General features: G+C 73.5%; 9 protein-coding genes. 3 read left to right on the top strand and 6 right to left on the bottom strand.

The window, feature by feature from the left end; genetic code table 11:
• Nucleotide 1 precedes the first annotated feature (1 nt).
• Both RM479_RS07015 and RM479_RS07020 read left to right on the top strand, forming a co-directional pair.
• Nucleotides 2-2,245, top strand: a complete 2,244-nt coding sequence (locus tag RM479_RS07015; RefSeq protein ID WP_311510892.1) for a glycosyl hydrolase family 95 catalytic domain-containing protein — start codon at nt 2-4, stop codon at nt 2,243-2,245.
• Between the two features lie 116 nt (nt 2,246-2,361).
• The gene (locus RM479_RS07020) at nt 2,362-5,106 is read left to right on the top strand and encodes a cellulose binding domain-containing protein (protein ID WP_311510893.1); all 2,745 of its coding nucleotides are present in this window, start codon (nt 2,362-2,364) and stop codon (nt 5,104-5,106) included.
• 194 nt (nt 5,107-5,300) lie between these two features.
• Here RM479_RS07020 and RM479_RS07025 read toward each other — a convergent pair whose 3' ends face one another.
• Genes RM479_RS07025 through RM479_RS07035 form a run of 3 tightly spaced genes read right to left on the bottom strand, consistent with a single transcriptional unit; the run spans nt 5,301 to nt 8,855 of the window.
• Nucleotides 5,301-6,212, bottom strand: a complete 912-nt coding sequence (locus tag RM479_RS07025; RefSeq protein WP_311510894.1) for a carbohydrate ABC transporter permease — start codon at nt 6,210-6,212, stop codon at nt 5,301-5,303.
• A complete protein-coding gene (locus tag RM479_RS07030; protein WP_311510895.1) occupies nt 6,209-7,207 on the bottom strand; it encodes an ABC transporter permease in 999 nt (332 codons plus the stop codon). The genes RM479_RS07025 and RM479_RS07030 overlap by 4 nt, the downstream gene beginning before the upstream one ends.
• Nucleotides 7,200-8,855, bottom strand: a complete 1,656-nt coding sequence (locus RM479_RS07035) for an extracellular solute-binding protein (RefSeq protein ID WP_311510896.1) — start codon at nt 8,853-8,855, stop codon at nt 7,200-7,202. The genes RM479_RS07030 and RM479_RS07035 overlap by 8 nt, the downstream gene beginning before the upstream one ends.
• Nucleotides 8,856-9,050: 195 nt before the next feature.
• Between RM479_RS07035 and RM479_RS07040 the strand changes: the two genes are divergently transcribed.
• Nucleotides 9,051-11,831 carry a glycoside hydrolase family 3 C-terminal domain-containing protein gene (locus RM479_RS07040; protein WP_311510897.1) on the top strand — a complete coding sequence of 927 codons (2,781 nt, stop codon included), beginning with the start codon at nt 9,051-9,053 and terminating at the stop codon, nt 11,829-11,831.
• Here the strand turns inward: RM479_RS07040 and RM479_RS07045 are convergent.
• The 3 genes from RM479_RS07045 to RM479_RS07055 are packed head-to-tail and all read right to left on the bottom strand — an operon-like array spanning nt 11,821 to nt 15,906.
• Nucleotides 11,821-13,005 (bottom strand): vWA domain-containing protein, encoded by a 1,185-nt coding sequence (locus RM479_RS07045; RefSeq protein WP_311510898.1) that lies wholly within the window; start codon nt 13,003-13,005, stop codon nt 11,821-11,823. The two genes, RM479_RS07040 and RM479_RS07045, sit on opposite strands and share 11 nt — an antisense overlap.
• Nucleotides 13,006-13,009: 4 nt before the next feature.
• Nucleotides 13,010-14,200: an AAA family ATPase gene (locus tag RM479_RS07050; protein ID WP_311510899.1), complete on the bottom strand. Its 1,191-nt coding sequence runs from the start codon at nt 14,198-14,200 to the stop codon at nt 13,010-13,012.
• Complete coding sequence (locus RM479_RS07055) at nt 14,197-15,906, bottom strand: hypothetical protein (RefSeq protein WP_311510900.1); 1,710 nt, start codon at nt 15,904-15,906, stop codon at nt 14,197-14,199. Before RM479_RS07055 ends, RM479_RS07050 begins: the two co-directional genes overlap by 4 nt.
• Between the last annotated feature and the right edge of the window lie 59 nt (nt 15,907-15,965).

Here is a 15,965-nt window from a genome sequence, read left to right on the forward strand (position 1 = left end):
CATGCCCCACGCTCATTGTGTCCGCACCCGCCACCCCGTCACCTCCTGGGAGGACGCCCTGGTCACCGGGGGCGGCCGGGTGGGGGCGCTGGTCCACTCCACCGCCGCCCGTGTCGCCCTCACCCTGTGCCACGAACGCCTCTTCCTGCCGGTCTCCGAGGTCCTGCCCGCCCCGGAGACCGCGCGGATCCTCCCCGAACTCCGGGACCTGCTGCGACGGGGGCGCTCCCGGGACGCCGCCGAGCGCATCGCGCGGTTCGCGGCGGACGAGCACCCCGGTTACGCCCGGACCCGGTGGATCGATCCACTGGTGGGCGCCGCCGTGCTGACGTTCGCGCCCCTGCGGCCCGGCGCGGGTCCGCCGCTGCGCGCGTGCGACCCGGGGACCGGCCTGGTCTCGGAGACCCTCCCCGACGGGACCGCGCACCGCGCGGTGGCCTCCCGGCCCGACGACGTGGTGGCGGTGGAGCTGGTCTCGCCCTCGGGTCTGGACGGAACGCTGCGCCTCACCCCGCTGGAGGAGACACCCCCGATCCCCGTGGCGGTCGACACCGACATCGCCCCCGGTCGGCTGCGGATGCGCGTCACCTTCCCCGGGAGACCGCCCGGCGCCCTGAGGGGGTACACGGTGGAGTGCGCCCTGACCGCGTCGGGCGGCACCGTCCGACCGGTGGCCGACGGTCTGGCGCTGCGCGGTGTGGAACGGCTGGAGATCGTCGCCCGGATCACGGTGGACGGCCCCGGGGGCGCGGGGACCCCCGGGCCGTCCGCCGGGACCGCGCCCCGGGGGTTCGCGGAGATCCTGGAGCGGCATCGGCCCGTGCACGGCGATCTCATGGACCGGTTCCGGATCGATCTGGCCGGGCCGCCCGCCCAAGGGACGACGCCCGCGCACCTGGCCCGCCTGGTGGACGTCGGCCGGTACGTCATCGTGTCGAGCTGCGGGGACCTGCCGCCCACCCTCCAAGGGGTGTGGAGCGGTACCTACGACCCGCCCTGGCGGTCCGGGTACACGTTCGACGGCAACCTCTTCTCGGCGGTGGCGGCCCTGCACACCACCGGCACCCCCGAGCTCATGACGCCGGTGTTCGACCTCCTGGAGGGGATGCGCGACGACCTGCGCGAGAACGCCCGCCGCCTGTACGGCTGCCGGGGGACGCTGGTGCCCGCGCACGCCTCCACCTCGGGACGCCAGCAGCACTTCGGCCCGGAGTGGTGCCTGACCTGCTGGACGGCCGGGGCCGCCTGGGCGGGGCGGCTGTACTGGGACCACTACGCCCACACCCGCGATCGGGACTTCCTGCGCCGTCGGGCGCTGCCGTTCCTCACCGAGGCCGCCGAGTTCCACGAGGACTTCCTCACCGAGGAGGGGTTCCTCCCGTCGTACTCGCCGGAGAACACCCCCGCCGACGGGGACGGCCAGGCCGCCGTCAACGCCACGATGGACATCGCCGTCGTCCGCGACCTGTGCCGGAACCTGATGCGGACGCACCGCCTCCTGGGCCTGTCGGGCGGTCGCCGGTGGGCGGCCCTGGCCGCCCGCGTGCCCGGCTACCGGATCACGCCCCAGGGCGTGCTCGCCGAATGGGCGGGCCCGGCCGGACCGCTCGCCCAGACCGAACGGCACGGCCACCGGCACGCCTCCCACCTGTACCCGTTCTGGTACGAGCCCGATCCGGCGCTGGCCCCGCTCCGCGCCCGGGAGGCCGCTCGGCGCGCGGTACGGGCCCGCCTGGACTGGTGGCGGGGCGAGGACTCCGACGAGATGGCGTTCGGTCTGGTCCAGCTCGGACTGGCGGCGGCCCGGCTGGGGATGGCGTCGGAGGCGCACACCGCGCTGGGGATGCTGGCCACCCGCTACTGGCGGCCCACCCTGACCCCCACCCACAACCGGGGGGAGCTGTTCAACGTCGACATCGGCGGCGGACTGCCCGCCGTCGTCGCGGCCATGCTGCTCGGTTCGACCGAGGGGCGGATCGACCTGCTGCCCGCGCTGCCGGACACCTGGACCGAGGGGCGGGTGGAGGGGCTGCGCGGCCGGGGCGGCGTCCTCGTCGACTCCCTGGAGTGGGAACGAGGGCGGGCGCACGTCCGACTGCGGTCGGTGGAACCCCGGACCGTCCTCGTCGCGCTCCCGGACGGGACCCGGATCCGGGTGGAGTGCGATCCCCGGCAGGCCATTTCGCTGCGATTTCATCGTTTTCCCCATACCTGGAGTCGAAGCGCTTCGAAAAAGTTCCCATGACCCCCCTTGCCGGGTCCCCGGACGGTATCCACACTGATCGGGAATTGACACTCCGCGCCGGACCCCGGATTCCCCGGCGCGGAGTGTGACCCCCCCGATTTCCGAGGAGCACCCACATGCCCTCCGTCCACCGACCCCGTGCCGGGCGATCGAGAACGCCGCTGGCGATGATCGCCGCCCTGGCCACCACCGCGTCCCTCACCGCCGTCGGCGCGGTGGCCCTCGCCACCGCGCCGGCCGCCGCCCAGGACACCTACACCTGGGACAACGTCCGCATCGCCGGTGGCGGCTTCGTCCCCGGCATCGTCTTCAACCAGACCGAACCCGACCTGGTCTACGCCCGCACCGACATCGGCGGCGCCTACCGGCTGGATCCCGCCACCGAACGCTGGACCCCCCTGCTCGACTGGGTCGACTGGGACCGGTGGGGGTGGACCGGCGTGGTCTCCCTCGCCACCGACCCCGTCGACCCCGACCGCGTCTACGCGGCCGTCGGCACCTACACCAACGACTGGGACCCGAACAACGGGGCGATCCTGCGCTCCGACGATCGGGGGGAGACCTGGGACGTCGCCGAGCTGCCGTTCAAGCTCGGCGGCAACATGCCCGGCCGCGGCCTGGGCGAACGCATGGCCGTGGACCCCAACGACAACTCGATCGTGTACTTCGGGGCCCGGGGCGGCCACGGCCTGTGGCGCAGCACCGACTTCGGGGCCACCTGGGCCGAGGTCACCGCGTTCCCCAACCCCGGCGACTACGTGGAGGACCCCGACGACGAGTGGGGGCTGCTCGACGACGTCATCGGCGTCACCTGGGTGACCTTCGACCCCGACACCGGGACCCCCGGCTCCCCCACCCAGGAGATCTACGCGGGCGTCGCCGACCTCGACGACCCCCTCTACCGCAGCACCGACGGCGGGGCCACCTGGGAGCCCGTCCCCGACGCGCCCACCGGGTACCTGCCCGCCCACGGCGTCCTGGACCACGAGGGGGACCGGCTCTACCTGGCCACCACCGACTCGCCCGGGCCCTACGACGGCGGCGCCGGCGAACTCTGGCGGCTGGACACGGCCACCGGTGAGTGGACCGACGTCAGCCCGGCCACGGGCGAGGACGCCTACTTCGGCTACGGCGGGTTGACGATCGACCGGCAGGACCCGGACACCCTCATGGTCGCCACCCAGATCTCCTGGTGGCCCGACATCCAGATCTTCCGCAGCACCGACCAGGGGGAGACCTGGACGAAGGCGTGGGACTGGGGTTCCTACCCGGAGCGGGTCACCCGCTACGAGATGGACATCTCCACCGCCCCCTGGCTGGACTGGGGGAGCCCGGGCACCGCGCCCGAGACGCAGCCCAAGCTCGGCTGGATGACCCAGGCGATGGCCATCGACCCGTTCGACTCCGACCGGTTCCTCTACGGCACCGGCGCCACGGTGTACGGCAGCGACGAGCTGACGAACTGGGACTCCGACACGACCTTCGACATCGAGGTGAAGGCGCACGGCATCGAGGAGACCGCCGTCAACGACCTCATCAGCCCGCCCGAGGGCGCGCCCCTGCACTCGGCCCTCCTCGACCTGGGCGGGTTCACCCACGAGGACCTGGGCACGGTCCCGGACCGGGTGTTCCAGCAGCCCTCGTGGGGGCACGGCACCTCGATCGACTTCGCCGAGCTGGCGCCCGCGACGATCGCCCGGACCGGCGGCTCGGGCGAGGAGGCCGCCATCGGGATCTCCACGAGCGGCGGTGACTCCTGGTGGGCCGGACAGGAGCCCGGCGGGGTGACCGGCGGCGGCACCGTCGCGGTCAACGCCGACGGCTCCCGGATCCTCTGGAGCCCCGACGGCACCGGTGTGCACGTCTCCACCACCCTGGGGTCGTCGTGGAGCGCGGCCACGGGCGTCCCGGCGGGGGCGCGGGTGGAGGCCGACCGGGTCGACCCGGACGTGTTCTACGCGGTCGCCGACGGCACGTTCCACACCAGCACGGACGGCGGGGCCACGTTCCAGGCCCGGTTCGACGGCCTGCCCGCCGAGGGCGACATCCGGTTCGGCGCGGTGCCGGGGCACGCCGGCGACGTGTGGGTGGCCGGCGGTACCGGCGACCACTACGGGATGTGGCGCACGACCGACGCCGGGGAGACCTTCGAGGCCCTCGCGGCCGTCGACGAGGGCGACGCGGTGGGCTTCGGCGCCCCCGCGCCGGGCGCGGACTACCCGGCGGTGTACACCAGCTCCAGGATCGACGGCGTGCGCGGGATCTTCCGCTCCGACGACGCCGGTGGGACCTGGGTGCGGATCAACGACGACCGTCACCAGTGGGCCTGGACCGGCGCCGTGATCACGGGCGACCCCAACGTGTACGGCCGGGTCTACATCGGCACCAACGGGCGCGGGATCGTCTACGGCGACCTCACCGACGGCGGACCGGGCACCGGGCCCACCGAGGAACCCACCGAGGAACCGACCGAGGGCCCCACGGAGCAGCCCACCGAGGGTCCCACGGAGGGCCCGACCGAAGGCCCCACCGAGGGCCCCGGCACCGCCGACTGCACCTGGGACCACACGGTCACCAACACCTGGCCGAGCGGCTTCCAGGCCCGCGTCACCGTCACCAACACCGGGTCGGAGGAGGTGAACGGCTGGGACCTGGCCTGGGACTTCACCGCAGGTGAGGAGATCACCAGCCTGTGGAACGCCACCCACCGCCAGGACGGGGCGTCCGTGGTCGTCTCCGACTCCGGGTGGAACGCCCGCGTCGCCCCCGGGGCGTCGGTCACGGTCGGCTTCAACGGGCTCGTGGACGGCGAGCCCGGGACACCGGAGGCCCTGACCCTCAACGGGTCGGCCTGCGACTGATCGACGGCGGTCCCGGTCGGCCGGTGGGGGCCGACCGGGACCGCCGCGCGAGGCGCCCCTCTTCCTTTCGCCGCGGGCGTGTCCCCGGTACGACGGGTGTCGTGCGCGAGCCGGCGACGCGAACGGTCCACCTCCTCGGGGGAGATGGACCGTGGAACCGGCGAGGCGCGTGAGGAGCGGGGCCCCCGGGCGCGTCAGCCCTTGACGGCGCCGATGATGACGCCCTTGGTGAAGTGCTTCTGCACCAGCGGGTAGATGATCGTGACCGGCACCAACGCCACCACCACGATCGCCATCTGCACCGCCAGGTTCGGCGCCGAGGCGGTGCCCTGGACCGCGTTCCCGATCAGCGAGTTCGAACTGATCTGCTGGCCCTGCTGCACGTACTGGCGCAGGATCAGCTGGAGCGGCCACTTGGCGTTGTCGTTGATGTACAGGATCGCGTTGAAGAAGGCGTTCCAGTAGCCCACCGCGTAGAACAGCCCCACCACCGCCGTGACCCCCTTGGACATCGGCAGCACCAGACGGGTGAGGATCGTCCACTCCCCGGCCCCGTCGATCCGGGCGCTGTCGGCGATCTCCCCGGGCAGGTTCATGAAGAACGCCCGCATCACCACCAGGTTGAAGGCGTTCACCGCCGTCGGCAGGATCAGCGACGCGTAGGAGTCGATCAGCCCCAGGTCGCTGACCAGCAGGTACAGCGGGATCATGCCCGGCGCGAACAGGAACGTCAGCAGCACGGCGAACAACAGGGGCCGGTGCAGCAGGGACCCCGGCCGGGACAGCCCGTAGGCGGCCAGGATCGTCGCGGTCAGGCTCACCAGGGTGCCCACGGCGGTGACGCCCAGGCTCACCAGGACGGCCCGGGTCACCACGCCCCCCGAGAACAGGTCGGCGTAGGCCCGGAACGAGATCCCTCCCGGGACCACGACCAGGCCGCCCGCCGCGTTGACCGCCGACGCGGGCGACAGGCTGGTGAGGACCACGACGTAGATCGGCAGCAGGATGACGACCGCGACCACCGCCAGGACGGTGTTCTTCGCGGCGCGGGCCGGCAGCGACGGCCGTTCCGCCCAGACCGGGCGGCTCTCGAACAGTGTGCTCATGAGCGTCGGTACACCCCGTGTTCGCCCATCAGGTGGGCCATCTTGTTGGCGATCAGGATCAGCACGAGTCCGACGACGCCCTTGATCAGGCCCGCCGCCGCGCCCGCGCTGAAGTTCCCCGTGACCAGGGTCTGGTGGTAGACGTACGTGTCCAGGACCTCCGAGACCCCCGATCCGAAGGCGTCCCGTTGCAGGTAGAACTGCTCGAACCCGACGTTGAGGATGTCCCCGAGCTTGAGGATGAGCAGCAGCACGATCACCGGCCGCAGCCCCGGCAGGGTGATGTGCCACATCCGCCGCCACCGCCCCGCCCCGTCCACGGCCGCCGACTCGTAGAGGTTCTGGTCGATGGCGGCCAGGGCGGCCAGGAAGATGATCGTGCCCCACCCGGCGTCCTTCCAGACCATCTGGGAGGTGACGACCATCAGGAACGCGTCGGGGTTGGTCATCATGTCCAGCGGCGCGTACCCGGCGCCCCGCAGGGACTGCGAGATCAGCCCGGCCCCGCCCAGGATCTGCTGGAACAGGGTCACCACCAGCACCCACGAGAAGAAGTGCGGCATGTACACGATGCTCTGGAGCACCAGCCGCATCCGGCGGCTCAGCACGCTGTCCAGCAGGATCGCCAGCGCGATCGGCACCGGGAAGAAGAACACCAGCTGGACGGAGGCGATGACCAGGGTGTTGCCCACCGCGTTCCAGAACCTGGGATCGGTGAACAGCCGCTCGAACTGGTAGAGGCCCACCCAGGGACTGCCGACGACCCCGTCCCACGGGTTGTACTGCTGGAACGCGATGATGTTGCCGAGCGTGGGGACGTAGTGGAACACCGCGAGCAGCCCGATCGCGGGCACCGTCATCAGCAGCAGCGAACGGTCGCGCCGCCACCGGGCCCGCAGGGAGGCCCCCCGCCCGGGACGGCCCGTCCCCCGCCGCCGCGCGGGAGGGGAGGGCCGGTCCGGGGCGGGGGCCACCGCGGTGGCCCGCTCAGTCACGGCCGTGCTCCTGGAGTACGCCGAGGTAGAAGTCGCGCCCCTCGTCGCCGCCGTCGCGCCGCCAGTCCGCGATGGCCCGGTCCAGCGCGTCCAGGTCCTCCCGGCCGCGGATGACGTCCTCGACCTTGTCGGTGAGCGGCGTCTCGGCCCCGGCGAAGCGCTCGGGCCGCTGGATGCGGATGCCCGCGAACGGGTCCTCCTCGGAGAACTGCGCCGCGTGGTTGTACCAGGCGGTCTTCCACGGCACGAAGTCCGGATACTGGCTCTCGGTGATGGCGGGCGGTCGGCCGCTGATGAAGTAGTAGCCGTCGTTGACCTCGCCCGCGCCCAGGTCGGTGAGCTGCGGGGCGCCGTTGTCGTCGAGTTCGTGGTGGACGCCCTCGGCGCCGTAGCGGTAGTCCATGTACTCGCGGGTGCCGAAGGGCGCCGCGCAGAAGTTCAGGATGCCCAGCACCTCCTCGATCTGCTCGGGCTCCAAGCCCTTGCGGACGAAGACCGACTGCGCGGAGGGGTCGCCGCGGTGCATGACGGGGTCGGACCCGCCCGCCCCGAACACCGGCATCAGGTCCACGCGGAAGTCGGGGTCGTCCCCGAGCATCTGCCCGTACGACTCGTGCCAGGCGCCGATGCCGTCCTGGTTGAACAGGATGCGGCCGGAGTTGAACAGTTCCTTGGCGTTGTCGCCCTTGGCGACGATGTCGGGGTGGACCAGACCCGCGTCGAAGACCTTGCGCATGAACTCCACGCTCGCCCGCCACTCGTCGGTCTCGAACATGTGGATGAGCTCCCCGTTCCGGTAGCGCCATTGCTTGGGCGCCCCGAAGATCTGCCGCATGCTGAGGTTGAAGTCCCCGAACGCCCACCGGTCGTTGTCGGGGTCGTTGATCTCCTCCCCGATCGCGAACAGGTCGTCCGGGTCGGTGGGCGCCTCCAGGCCCAACTCCTCCAACAGGTCGCGCCGGTACAGCACCCAGTTGCCGAACGGCTCGGCGGGCCAGGGGACGCCCTGGAGCCGCTCGTTGAAGACGTTCCAGCGCCAGGCGTCGCCGTCGAGGTTGGCGAGCAGCGGATAGGCCGCCGCCGCGTCCCCGGCCAGGTGCGGGGTCAGGTCCTCGAACAGCTCGCCGACGGCGCGGTTGAACTGGGGGATGAGGTTGATGACCCAGTCGGGGAACATCGTGAGGTCGGCGACGTCGCGTCCGGCGATGATCGCGTTCATCTTGTCGATGACGGTGTTGCCGTCCTGGAAGTTGAACTCCACGGTGGCGCCCAGGCGCTCGTTGACGTGGTCGAAGAAGGAGTTGTTCCCCAGGCCGGGCGGGAGCGGCCCCCACAGCGGGGTCATCGCCGTGTAGCTCCCGCCCCGGCCGGGCGGCTCCTGGACGGCCTGGATGAAATCGGTGGGGTAGGAGGTGAACCCGTCGGGGGCGCCGTGCAGTCCCTCGATGTCGGGGACGACGCCCTCGAAGGGGATGTGGGTGGGGATCAGCGAGTCGAGGGAACCGGCCTCGGAGGCGGAGCCCCCGCCGGTTCCACCGCCGTCGGAGGAGCAGGAGGCCAGGACGGCCGGGGAGAGCGCGGCGAGGGTACCGGCGCCGGCGAGCCCGAGGAAACGGCGTCGGGTGGGGCGTGGAGGGTGGAGGGACATAGCGTCGTTCCTTCGTGCGATCGGACCGGAGTCCCGGGGGGGTAGGAAACGAGCGGCCATTTTGCTATGAATTATTCGGCCGTTTGAAAAAGCAAGTTAGCCCACTGTGATGTGACGCACAAGGGCTCGGCGGCGAACGGAGTCGAAGCGTTTCGATTTCGGCGGACATTGGCACCCATGAGAGACGGACGCCCCATGAGCACCCCGGTCACCGACCACCCCCACCACGACCCTTCCCGGTCGGACCGCGAACGCTTGGAGGCCCTGGTGGCCGCGCTCACCGGTGAGGAGCGGCTCGGCCTGCTGCACCAGTACCAGGCACCCGTCCCACGGCTCGGTCTGGCCGGGTTCCGCACCGGTACCGAGGCCCTGCACGGGCTCGCCTGGCTGGGCACCGCGACCGTCTTCCCCCAGGCCCTGGGGCTGGCCGCGACCTGGGACCCGGACCTGGTGCGGCGGGTCGGCGCGGCCGTCGCCGACGAGGTGCTGGCCGCCCGCGACCGGGGCGCCGGCCGCAACGTGTGGGCTCCCGTGGTCAACCCGCTGCGCGACCCCCGCTGGGGCCGCAACGAGGAGGGGTGGTCGGAGGACCCGTGGCTCACCGGGCTGCTCGCCACCGCCTACGCCCGTGGGCTGGCGGGAGACGGTCCCCGGCTGCGCACCGCCCCCACGCTCAAGCACTTCCTCGGCTACAACAACGAGACGGACCGGTGCACCACCTCCAGCGGCCTGCCGCCCCGCGTGCTGCACGAGTACGAGCTGCCCGCCTTCCTGCCCGCCCTGCGCGAGGGCGCGGCCGTCGCGGTCATGCCCTCCTACAACCTGGTCAACGGGCGGCCCGCCCACCTGAGCCCGCTCATCGACGAGGTCCTGCGCACCGCCGCCCCCGACGAACTGCTCCTGGTCAGCGACGCCATGGCCCCCGGCAACCTCTTCGACCTCCAGGTGTTCCACCCCGACGGGCCCACGGCGTACGCCCACGCGCTGCGGGCCGGACTGGACTCCTTCACCCAGGACGACGACCGTCCCGAGGCGACCCTCGAACACCTGCGGGAGGCGCTGCGGCGCGGACTGCTCACCGAGGCCGACGTCGAACGGGCGGTCCGGCACGCGCTCTCGGTGCGGTTGCGGCTGGGCGAGTTCGATCCCGACCCCGTCCCCGAGGGCGCCCTGGACACCCCCGAGCACCGCGCCCTGGCCCGGGAGTCGGCCGCCCGCTCGCTGGTGCTGCTCCGCAACGAGGACCGCCTGCTTCCGCTGCGCGACGTGCGCCGGGTCGCCGTCATCGGTCCGCTCTCCGACACCGTCCTGACGGACTGGTACAGCGGCACCCCGCCCTACACCGTCACCGCGCGCGGGGGCATCGCCGAACGCGTCGAGGTCGTCCATCACGAGGGCGTCGACCGGATCCGACTGTCGTCCCTGGTCATGTCGGTGGTCGAACCCGAGGAGAGGGGGCCGCTGCGGCTCGGGAAGGGCGACGGGGACGCGTTCGCGGTCCTGGACTGGGGCGGCGGGGCGTTGACCCTGCGCTCCGACCGCACCGGGCTGCACCTCGACGAGGCGCCCGACGGGACACTGGCCTGCACCGCCCCCGGACCCGGCACCTGGGAGGTGCGCCAGACCTTCCGTCTGGAGGAGGTCACGCAGGCCGGCGGCTCCGAGGGCCCCTACCACCTGGTCCAGATCCACACCGGCCGGTACGTCGGCGTGCGCGGCGACGGGACGCTGTCCCTGGTCGAGGACGCGGGGGACGCCTGCCCGTTCTGGATCGACCGGGTCTCCTCCGGGTCGCTCGAAGCGGCCCGGCTGGCCGCCACCGCCGACGTCGCCGTGGTGGTCGTGGGCGACCACCCCATGGTCAACGGGCGCGAGACCGAGGACCGCGCCGACCTCGAACTCCCCGCAGCGCAGCGGAACCTGATCCGCATGGTGCGCTCGGCCAACCCCGCCACCGTGCTGGTGGTGAGCAGCGGGTACCCGTTCGCGATCACCTGGGCCGCCGAGCACGTCCCCGCCATCCTGTGGTCGGCGCACGGCGGTCAGGAGTACGGCCGGGCCCTCGCCGACGTGCTGTTCGGGGACACCGAGCCCGTCGGAAGGCTCACCCAGACCTGGTACCGCTCCGCCGGCGACCTGCCCGACCTCCTCGACTACGACATCATCGGCTCCGGCGGCACCTACCTGTACTTCGAGGGCGAGCCGCTGTACCCGTTCGGCCACGGCCTGGGCTACGCCGAACCCCTCTACGGCGATCCGGAGGTCACGGTCACCGGCGACCGGGTGACGGTGACCGTGCCCGTCACCAACCCCGGGGACCGGCCGCTGGAGGAGGTCGTGCAGATCTACACGCGCCAGACCGCGTCCCGGGTGCGAGTGCCGCTGAAGGCGCTGCGCGGGTTCGCCCGCCTGCGCCTGGAGCCGGGGGAGACCGCCACCGCCGAGGTGGACTTCGCCGTCGCCGACCTGGCCCGCTGGGACACCGTCGACGACCGGCCCATCGTGGAGGACGCCCCCCGCGAGGTCCTGGTGGGCCGCTCCGCCGCGGACATCCGGGGAACCGCCCCGCTCGACGTCCCCGGCGAGCCGCCCGCGGTCCGCCGCGGCACCTGGTCGGCCGCCGGATACGAGGAGACCCGCGGCACCGCCCTGTGCCCGCTGACCCCCGAACGCGGCGACGCGGTGCGCGCCGTGGACGAGGGCGCGTGGATCCGGTTCCGCGACGTGGACCTCGGCACCGGGGTGACCGGTTGCCGGGTCCTCGCCAACGCGGACCGGCCCGCCGTGCTGCGGGCGGTGCTCGACGACCCGTACTCGGGTCCGACCCTGGCGGTCCTGCGCGTCCCGAAGGGCGAGGACCCCTACGACTTCGCGGAGGTCGAGGCCGACGCCCTCGTCGCCGTCGGGGTCCGCGACCTCTACCTGGTCTGCGACACCCCGGGGGCCGCCGTCGCCGCCGTCACCCTCACCGGGTGACGCGCACCGTCTCGATCCAGGAGGGGGGCTCCGGCGGGGTCTCCCCGATCAGAGCCGCGACCACCCGGGCCGAGGCGGGCTCGGACGGCCACGGCGTTTCCCCGTCGGTGAGCACGATGACCACCTGCGGGCGCTGCGGGGCGCGCAGCGCCGCCTCGATGCCGACCCGCATGTCGGTGCCTCCGCCGCCCAGCAGCTCCACCTGGTCGGCGGAGGTCACCCGGCGGGCCGCGTGCACGTCGGCGTCGCAGGCCAGCACGGACACCCGCTCCTTGCCCACGCCCACCTCCTTGAGCACGCCGGAGATCTCGGCCAGCGCCGCCGCCAGGTCGTCCTCGCCCATGGACCCGGAGGTGTCCACCACCACCGCCACCCGGGGCAGCGGGCGGCGCAGGCTCGGCAGGACCACCCCGCGCAGCGCCCCGCTGCGCCGGGAGGGACGGGAGTAGGTGTAGTCCACCGCGCCCCCGGCCCAGGCGAGCGCCTCGCGCACCGCCCCCGCCAGTACCCGGCGCCAGTCCACGGTGGGCTGGAGGATCTCCTCGGCCCACCGCTTCCAGCCCTCCGGCAGGGTCCCCCGGGAGCGCACGTGGGAGCGCATCGCCTCGGCGGTGGACCGGCGCAGCGCCTCGGCCTCCACGTCGCCGACCCCTCCGCGGGCGTCGCCCGACTCCTCCCAGGGACGGGCCGCGCCGTGCGCCCCCGACCCGCAGTCGAGGGTCCTCACCTCCTCGGGCAGCATCCGCAGGTACGCCTCGAACATCAGCCCGTCCGGCATGTCGAACCGCTTCGGGCTCATCGTCCCCTCGGGCAGGTCCAGCCCGTCGGCGAGGATGTCGTCGTTGATCTCGCAGTCCTGGGCGACGTTGACCCGCAGGTGGTCGCGCTGCTCGGCGGCGGGCAGCCGGTCGCTCCGCCCGTGGTGGTCGCGCAGCAGGTGGGACACCTCGTGGACCCACACACCCGACAGCTCCGGGACGGGGGTGCGCGCCACGAAGTCCGGCGACACGTAGCACCGCCACCGGCGGTCCACGCCCATGGTGGGCACCCGACGGGTCTCCACGACGGACAGCGAGTACAGCGCGGACGCCAGGTAGGGGCGGGCCTGGGCGGCCCGGTAGCGGGCCGCCAGCAGTTTGGTCCGGTCCAGCCGGACCACCTCCTCCTCGCCCACCTGATCAGCTCCCCGGCAGCGCGCCGGACAGCCGCAGCAGGTCCACGAAGGCGTCGATGTCCTCGGGTACCGGCCAGGCCGGGTCGCGCATCATCGCCAGGTCGGTGGCGGCCCGCGCGGCCACGTCGGGCACCCCCGCCTCCACGGCCTTGGCCATCACGTGCCAGCCCGCCTCCCAGCGGCGCCGGGTCGGCTCGCTGCGCACCGCCGACACCACGGCGGTCAGGAACGCCAGCTGCCGGTCGCCCCGGTCGGGGAGCGCGAACGCCTTGGGGTCGGCGAGCACCCGGTTCGGGTCGGGCAGGTCGAGCTGTTCCATGTAGGACAGCAGCTCCAGGCCGGTCCCGTCGCCGATCGCGCCGACCACCGCCGACGAGGTCGCCTTCGGGGAGGCGTCGGCGGCGTACGCGGTGGCCAGCAGCCGCAGCACCATCTCCCAGGAGCGCGGGGACGGCCATGCGCCGCCCCGCCCCTCGGCGTCCTCGGGCAGGCTGTGCGCCAGACCGGGGCGGGCGGTGAGGAAACCGGACACGATCCCGCGCGCCCGGGCGATGGCCGTGGACACCCGGTCGGGGGCGACCAGCGGCATCGACGCGGCGGGCCACACCCCGGTCATGCCGCGGGCGACGGTCCGGGGGTCGTGCGTCCAGCGCAGGTGCACGAACCGGTTGGCCAGCGGCGGGGCCAGGTGCCAGCCGTCGGCGGCGCTGGAGGGCGGGTTGGCGGCGGCCACGATCCGCACCGCCGGGGGCAGCTCCAGGCTGCCGACCCGGCGTTCGAGGACCACCCGGAGCAGGGCCGCCTGGACGGCGGGCGGAGCGGAGGACAGCTCGTCGAAGAACAGCAGCCCGGTGCCCCGCGCGGCCAGCCGCACCGCCCACGCCGGGGGCGCCATGGGCACGCCGTCGCGGGCCGGGTCGTCGCCGACCACGGGGAGGCCGGAGAAGTCGGAGGGCTCGTGGACGCTGGCGATCACGGTCTCCAGCGGCAGGCCCAGCTCGGTGGCGAGCCGCTCCAGTCCGGCGGACTTGCCGATGCCGGGCTCGCCCCACAGCAGGACGGGCAGGTTGGCGGTGACCGCCAGGGCCAGCGCCTCCAGCTGGGGGTTCTCGGCGGGCTCGGTCCGCCGGTCGAGGAGCTGCCGGGTGAGATCGTCGGCTGCCGCCAACGGCGCCGGTGTGTCGGTGATGGTCACGTTCTCTTCCGATGATCGCTCGGGAATTCCGGTTCGCGCAGCAGATCCTCCCAGGGACCGGGGACGGAATAGCGCTCTTCCTCCAGGTTCCGGCGGATCAACGCCTCCAGGGAGGCGGGGGCCTTCCAGCCCGTGCCGATCCGGTCGGTGCGCGCCCCGGCCGCCACGAGCGCCCGGACCAGGGGAACGGTGTCGTCGTAGCGGATCGCCCGGTTCAACGGGGTGTCCCCGGGTGACGGGGCGTCGTCGATGTCGAGTCCGGCGTCGAGCAGACGCGGCAGCAGGACGCGGTGGTCCACATGGGTGAGGTGGTGGAGCAGGGAGTCCCCCTCCCCGTTGCGGACGTGCGGGTCGCCGCCCGCGTCGAGGTAGGCCAGGACGGCCTCGGCGTCCCCGTGCAGGACGTGCTCGAAGAGCGCCGCCCGGTGGGCGCGCAGCGCCTTGGGCAGCCGTCCCCGTCCGGTGGCCCAGGCGGTGGCGACCGCGAAGCAGCCGGTGCTCCTCCCGCCCAGGGCGCGCAGGGCCGCCTCGCGCCGGCGTTCCTCCTCGGTGTGCGGGATGGCCGGACCGCCGCTCGCGAGGACGACGGTGTGCCACTCCCTTCCACAGCGCACCCGGACCGGCCCGAGGGGTTCCCACGGGGGCGGACCGACGGCGCCGTCGGCGGGCGGTCGCGCGGGGGCGAGGGCCTCGCGCACGACGGGGTGGAGGTGATCGGGGGACACCCCGGACAGGACCGCGTCGATGTCCGGCGGGAACTCCCACGGCACCTCGACCGGAGCCCGGTCCGCGGGCTTCGCGGGGAGGGGCTCCATGGACGGCGGGCCCGGTGCGGAGCCCGGCACGAAGCGCACCCGTCCGTGCAGGCCGATGTCCCCGGGCACGGCCCCGGAAACGAAGAGGTGGGCGGCCTCCAGGGCGATGCGGGCCGGCGAGACCCCCGTCCACATCCACCGCCGGGTCCGCGTCCACTCCTCCTCGGGCATCCCGATGCCGGCGGCGGCGAACGCCTCGGTGACGCGCCCGGCCCGGTGGAGGCCCTCGATCCATTCGGTGCGGGCGGCGGGGTCGCCGGTTCCGGGGTCGGCGGTGGGGAGTTCGTCGGGGGCACGGGGGGTGCCGTCGGGGTGCAGGAACGGTGCCCGGTCGGGTCCGCCGCCCCAGCGCTCGCGGGTCTCGTGGACGTGTCGCGCGTCCCAGAGGTAGCGGGCCGCCGTCCACGACCGGGGGCGGGGGCGGACGCGGGACGGGCGCGCCCCCAGCGCGTCGTGCACGTCGTCGGCGAGGGCGAGGGTGAGGCGCTGCGGCGCCACGATCGCGTGCCGCAGGGGGCGCACGACGAGCCAGGGACCCGTGTCCCGCCCGGGCCGGGACAGGATCACGGGGACGTCGGAGTCCACCGACGTGCGGTCCACGGCCGGATACCGGGGGAAGTGCCAGCGGACCAGGTCGGGGGCCAGGTGGTGGAGGTCCTCCGCCAGGGAGGCGGCGAACTCCGCGCCGTGCTCACGGCGCACGGCGTCGAGGTCGAGGGCGACGTCCGTGTTCGCGGCGGCGCAGGCGCCGCGCCAGTCCCCGGCGAGGCGGCGTTCGGTGGCGCGCTCGATCATGGCGCGCGGTACCGCGTAGCGCCGGATCCGCCGCGCCCGCGCGGCCCGCTCCGGGTGGTGCGAATCCGATCCGGGGCGGTGGGTCGAGGACTTCACGAGCGTGTTCCCTCCATCGGCGCGCCCGGCGCGCGCCGTTCGTTCCCGGACATCCTTTC

The sequence above is a fragment of the Nocardiopsis lambiniae genome (assembly GCF_031845465.1).
GTDB classification, from domain to species: domain Bacteria; phylum Actinomycetota; class Actinomycetes; order Streptosporangiales; family Streptosporangiaceae; genus Nocardiopsis; species Nocardiopsis lambiniae.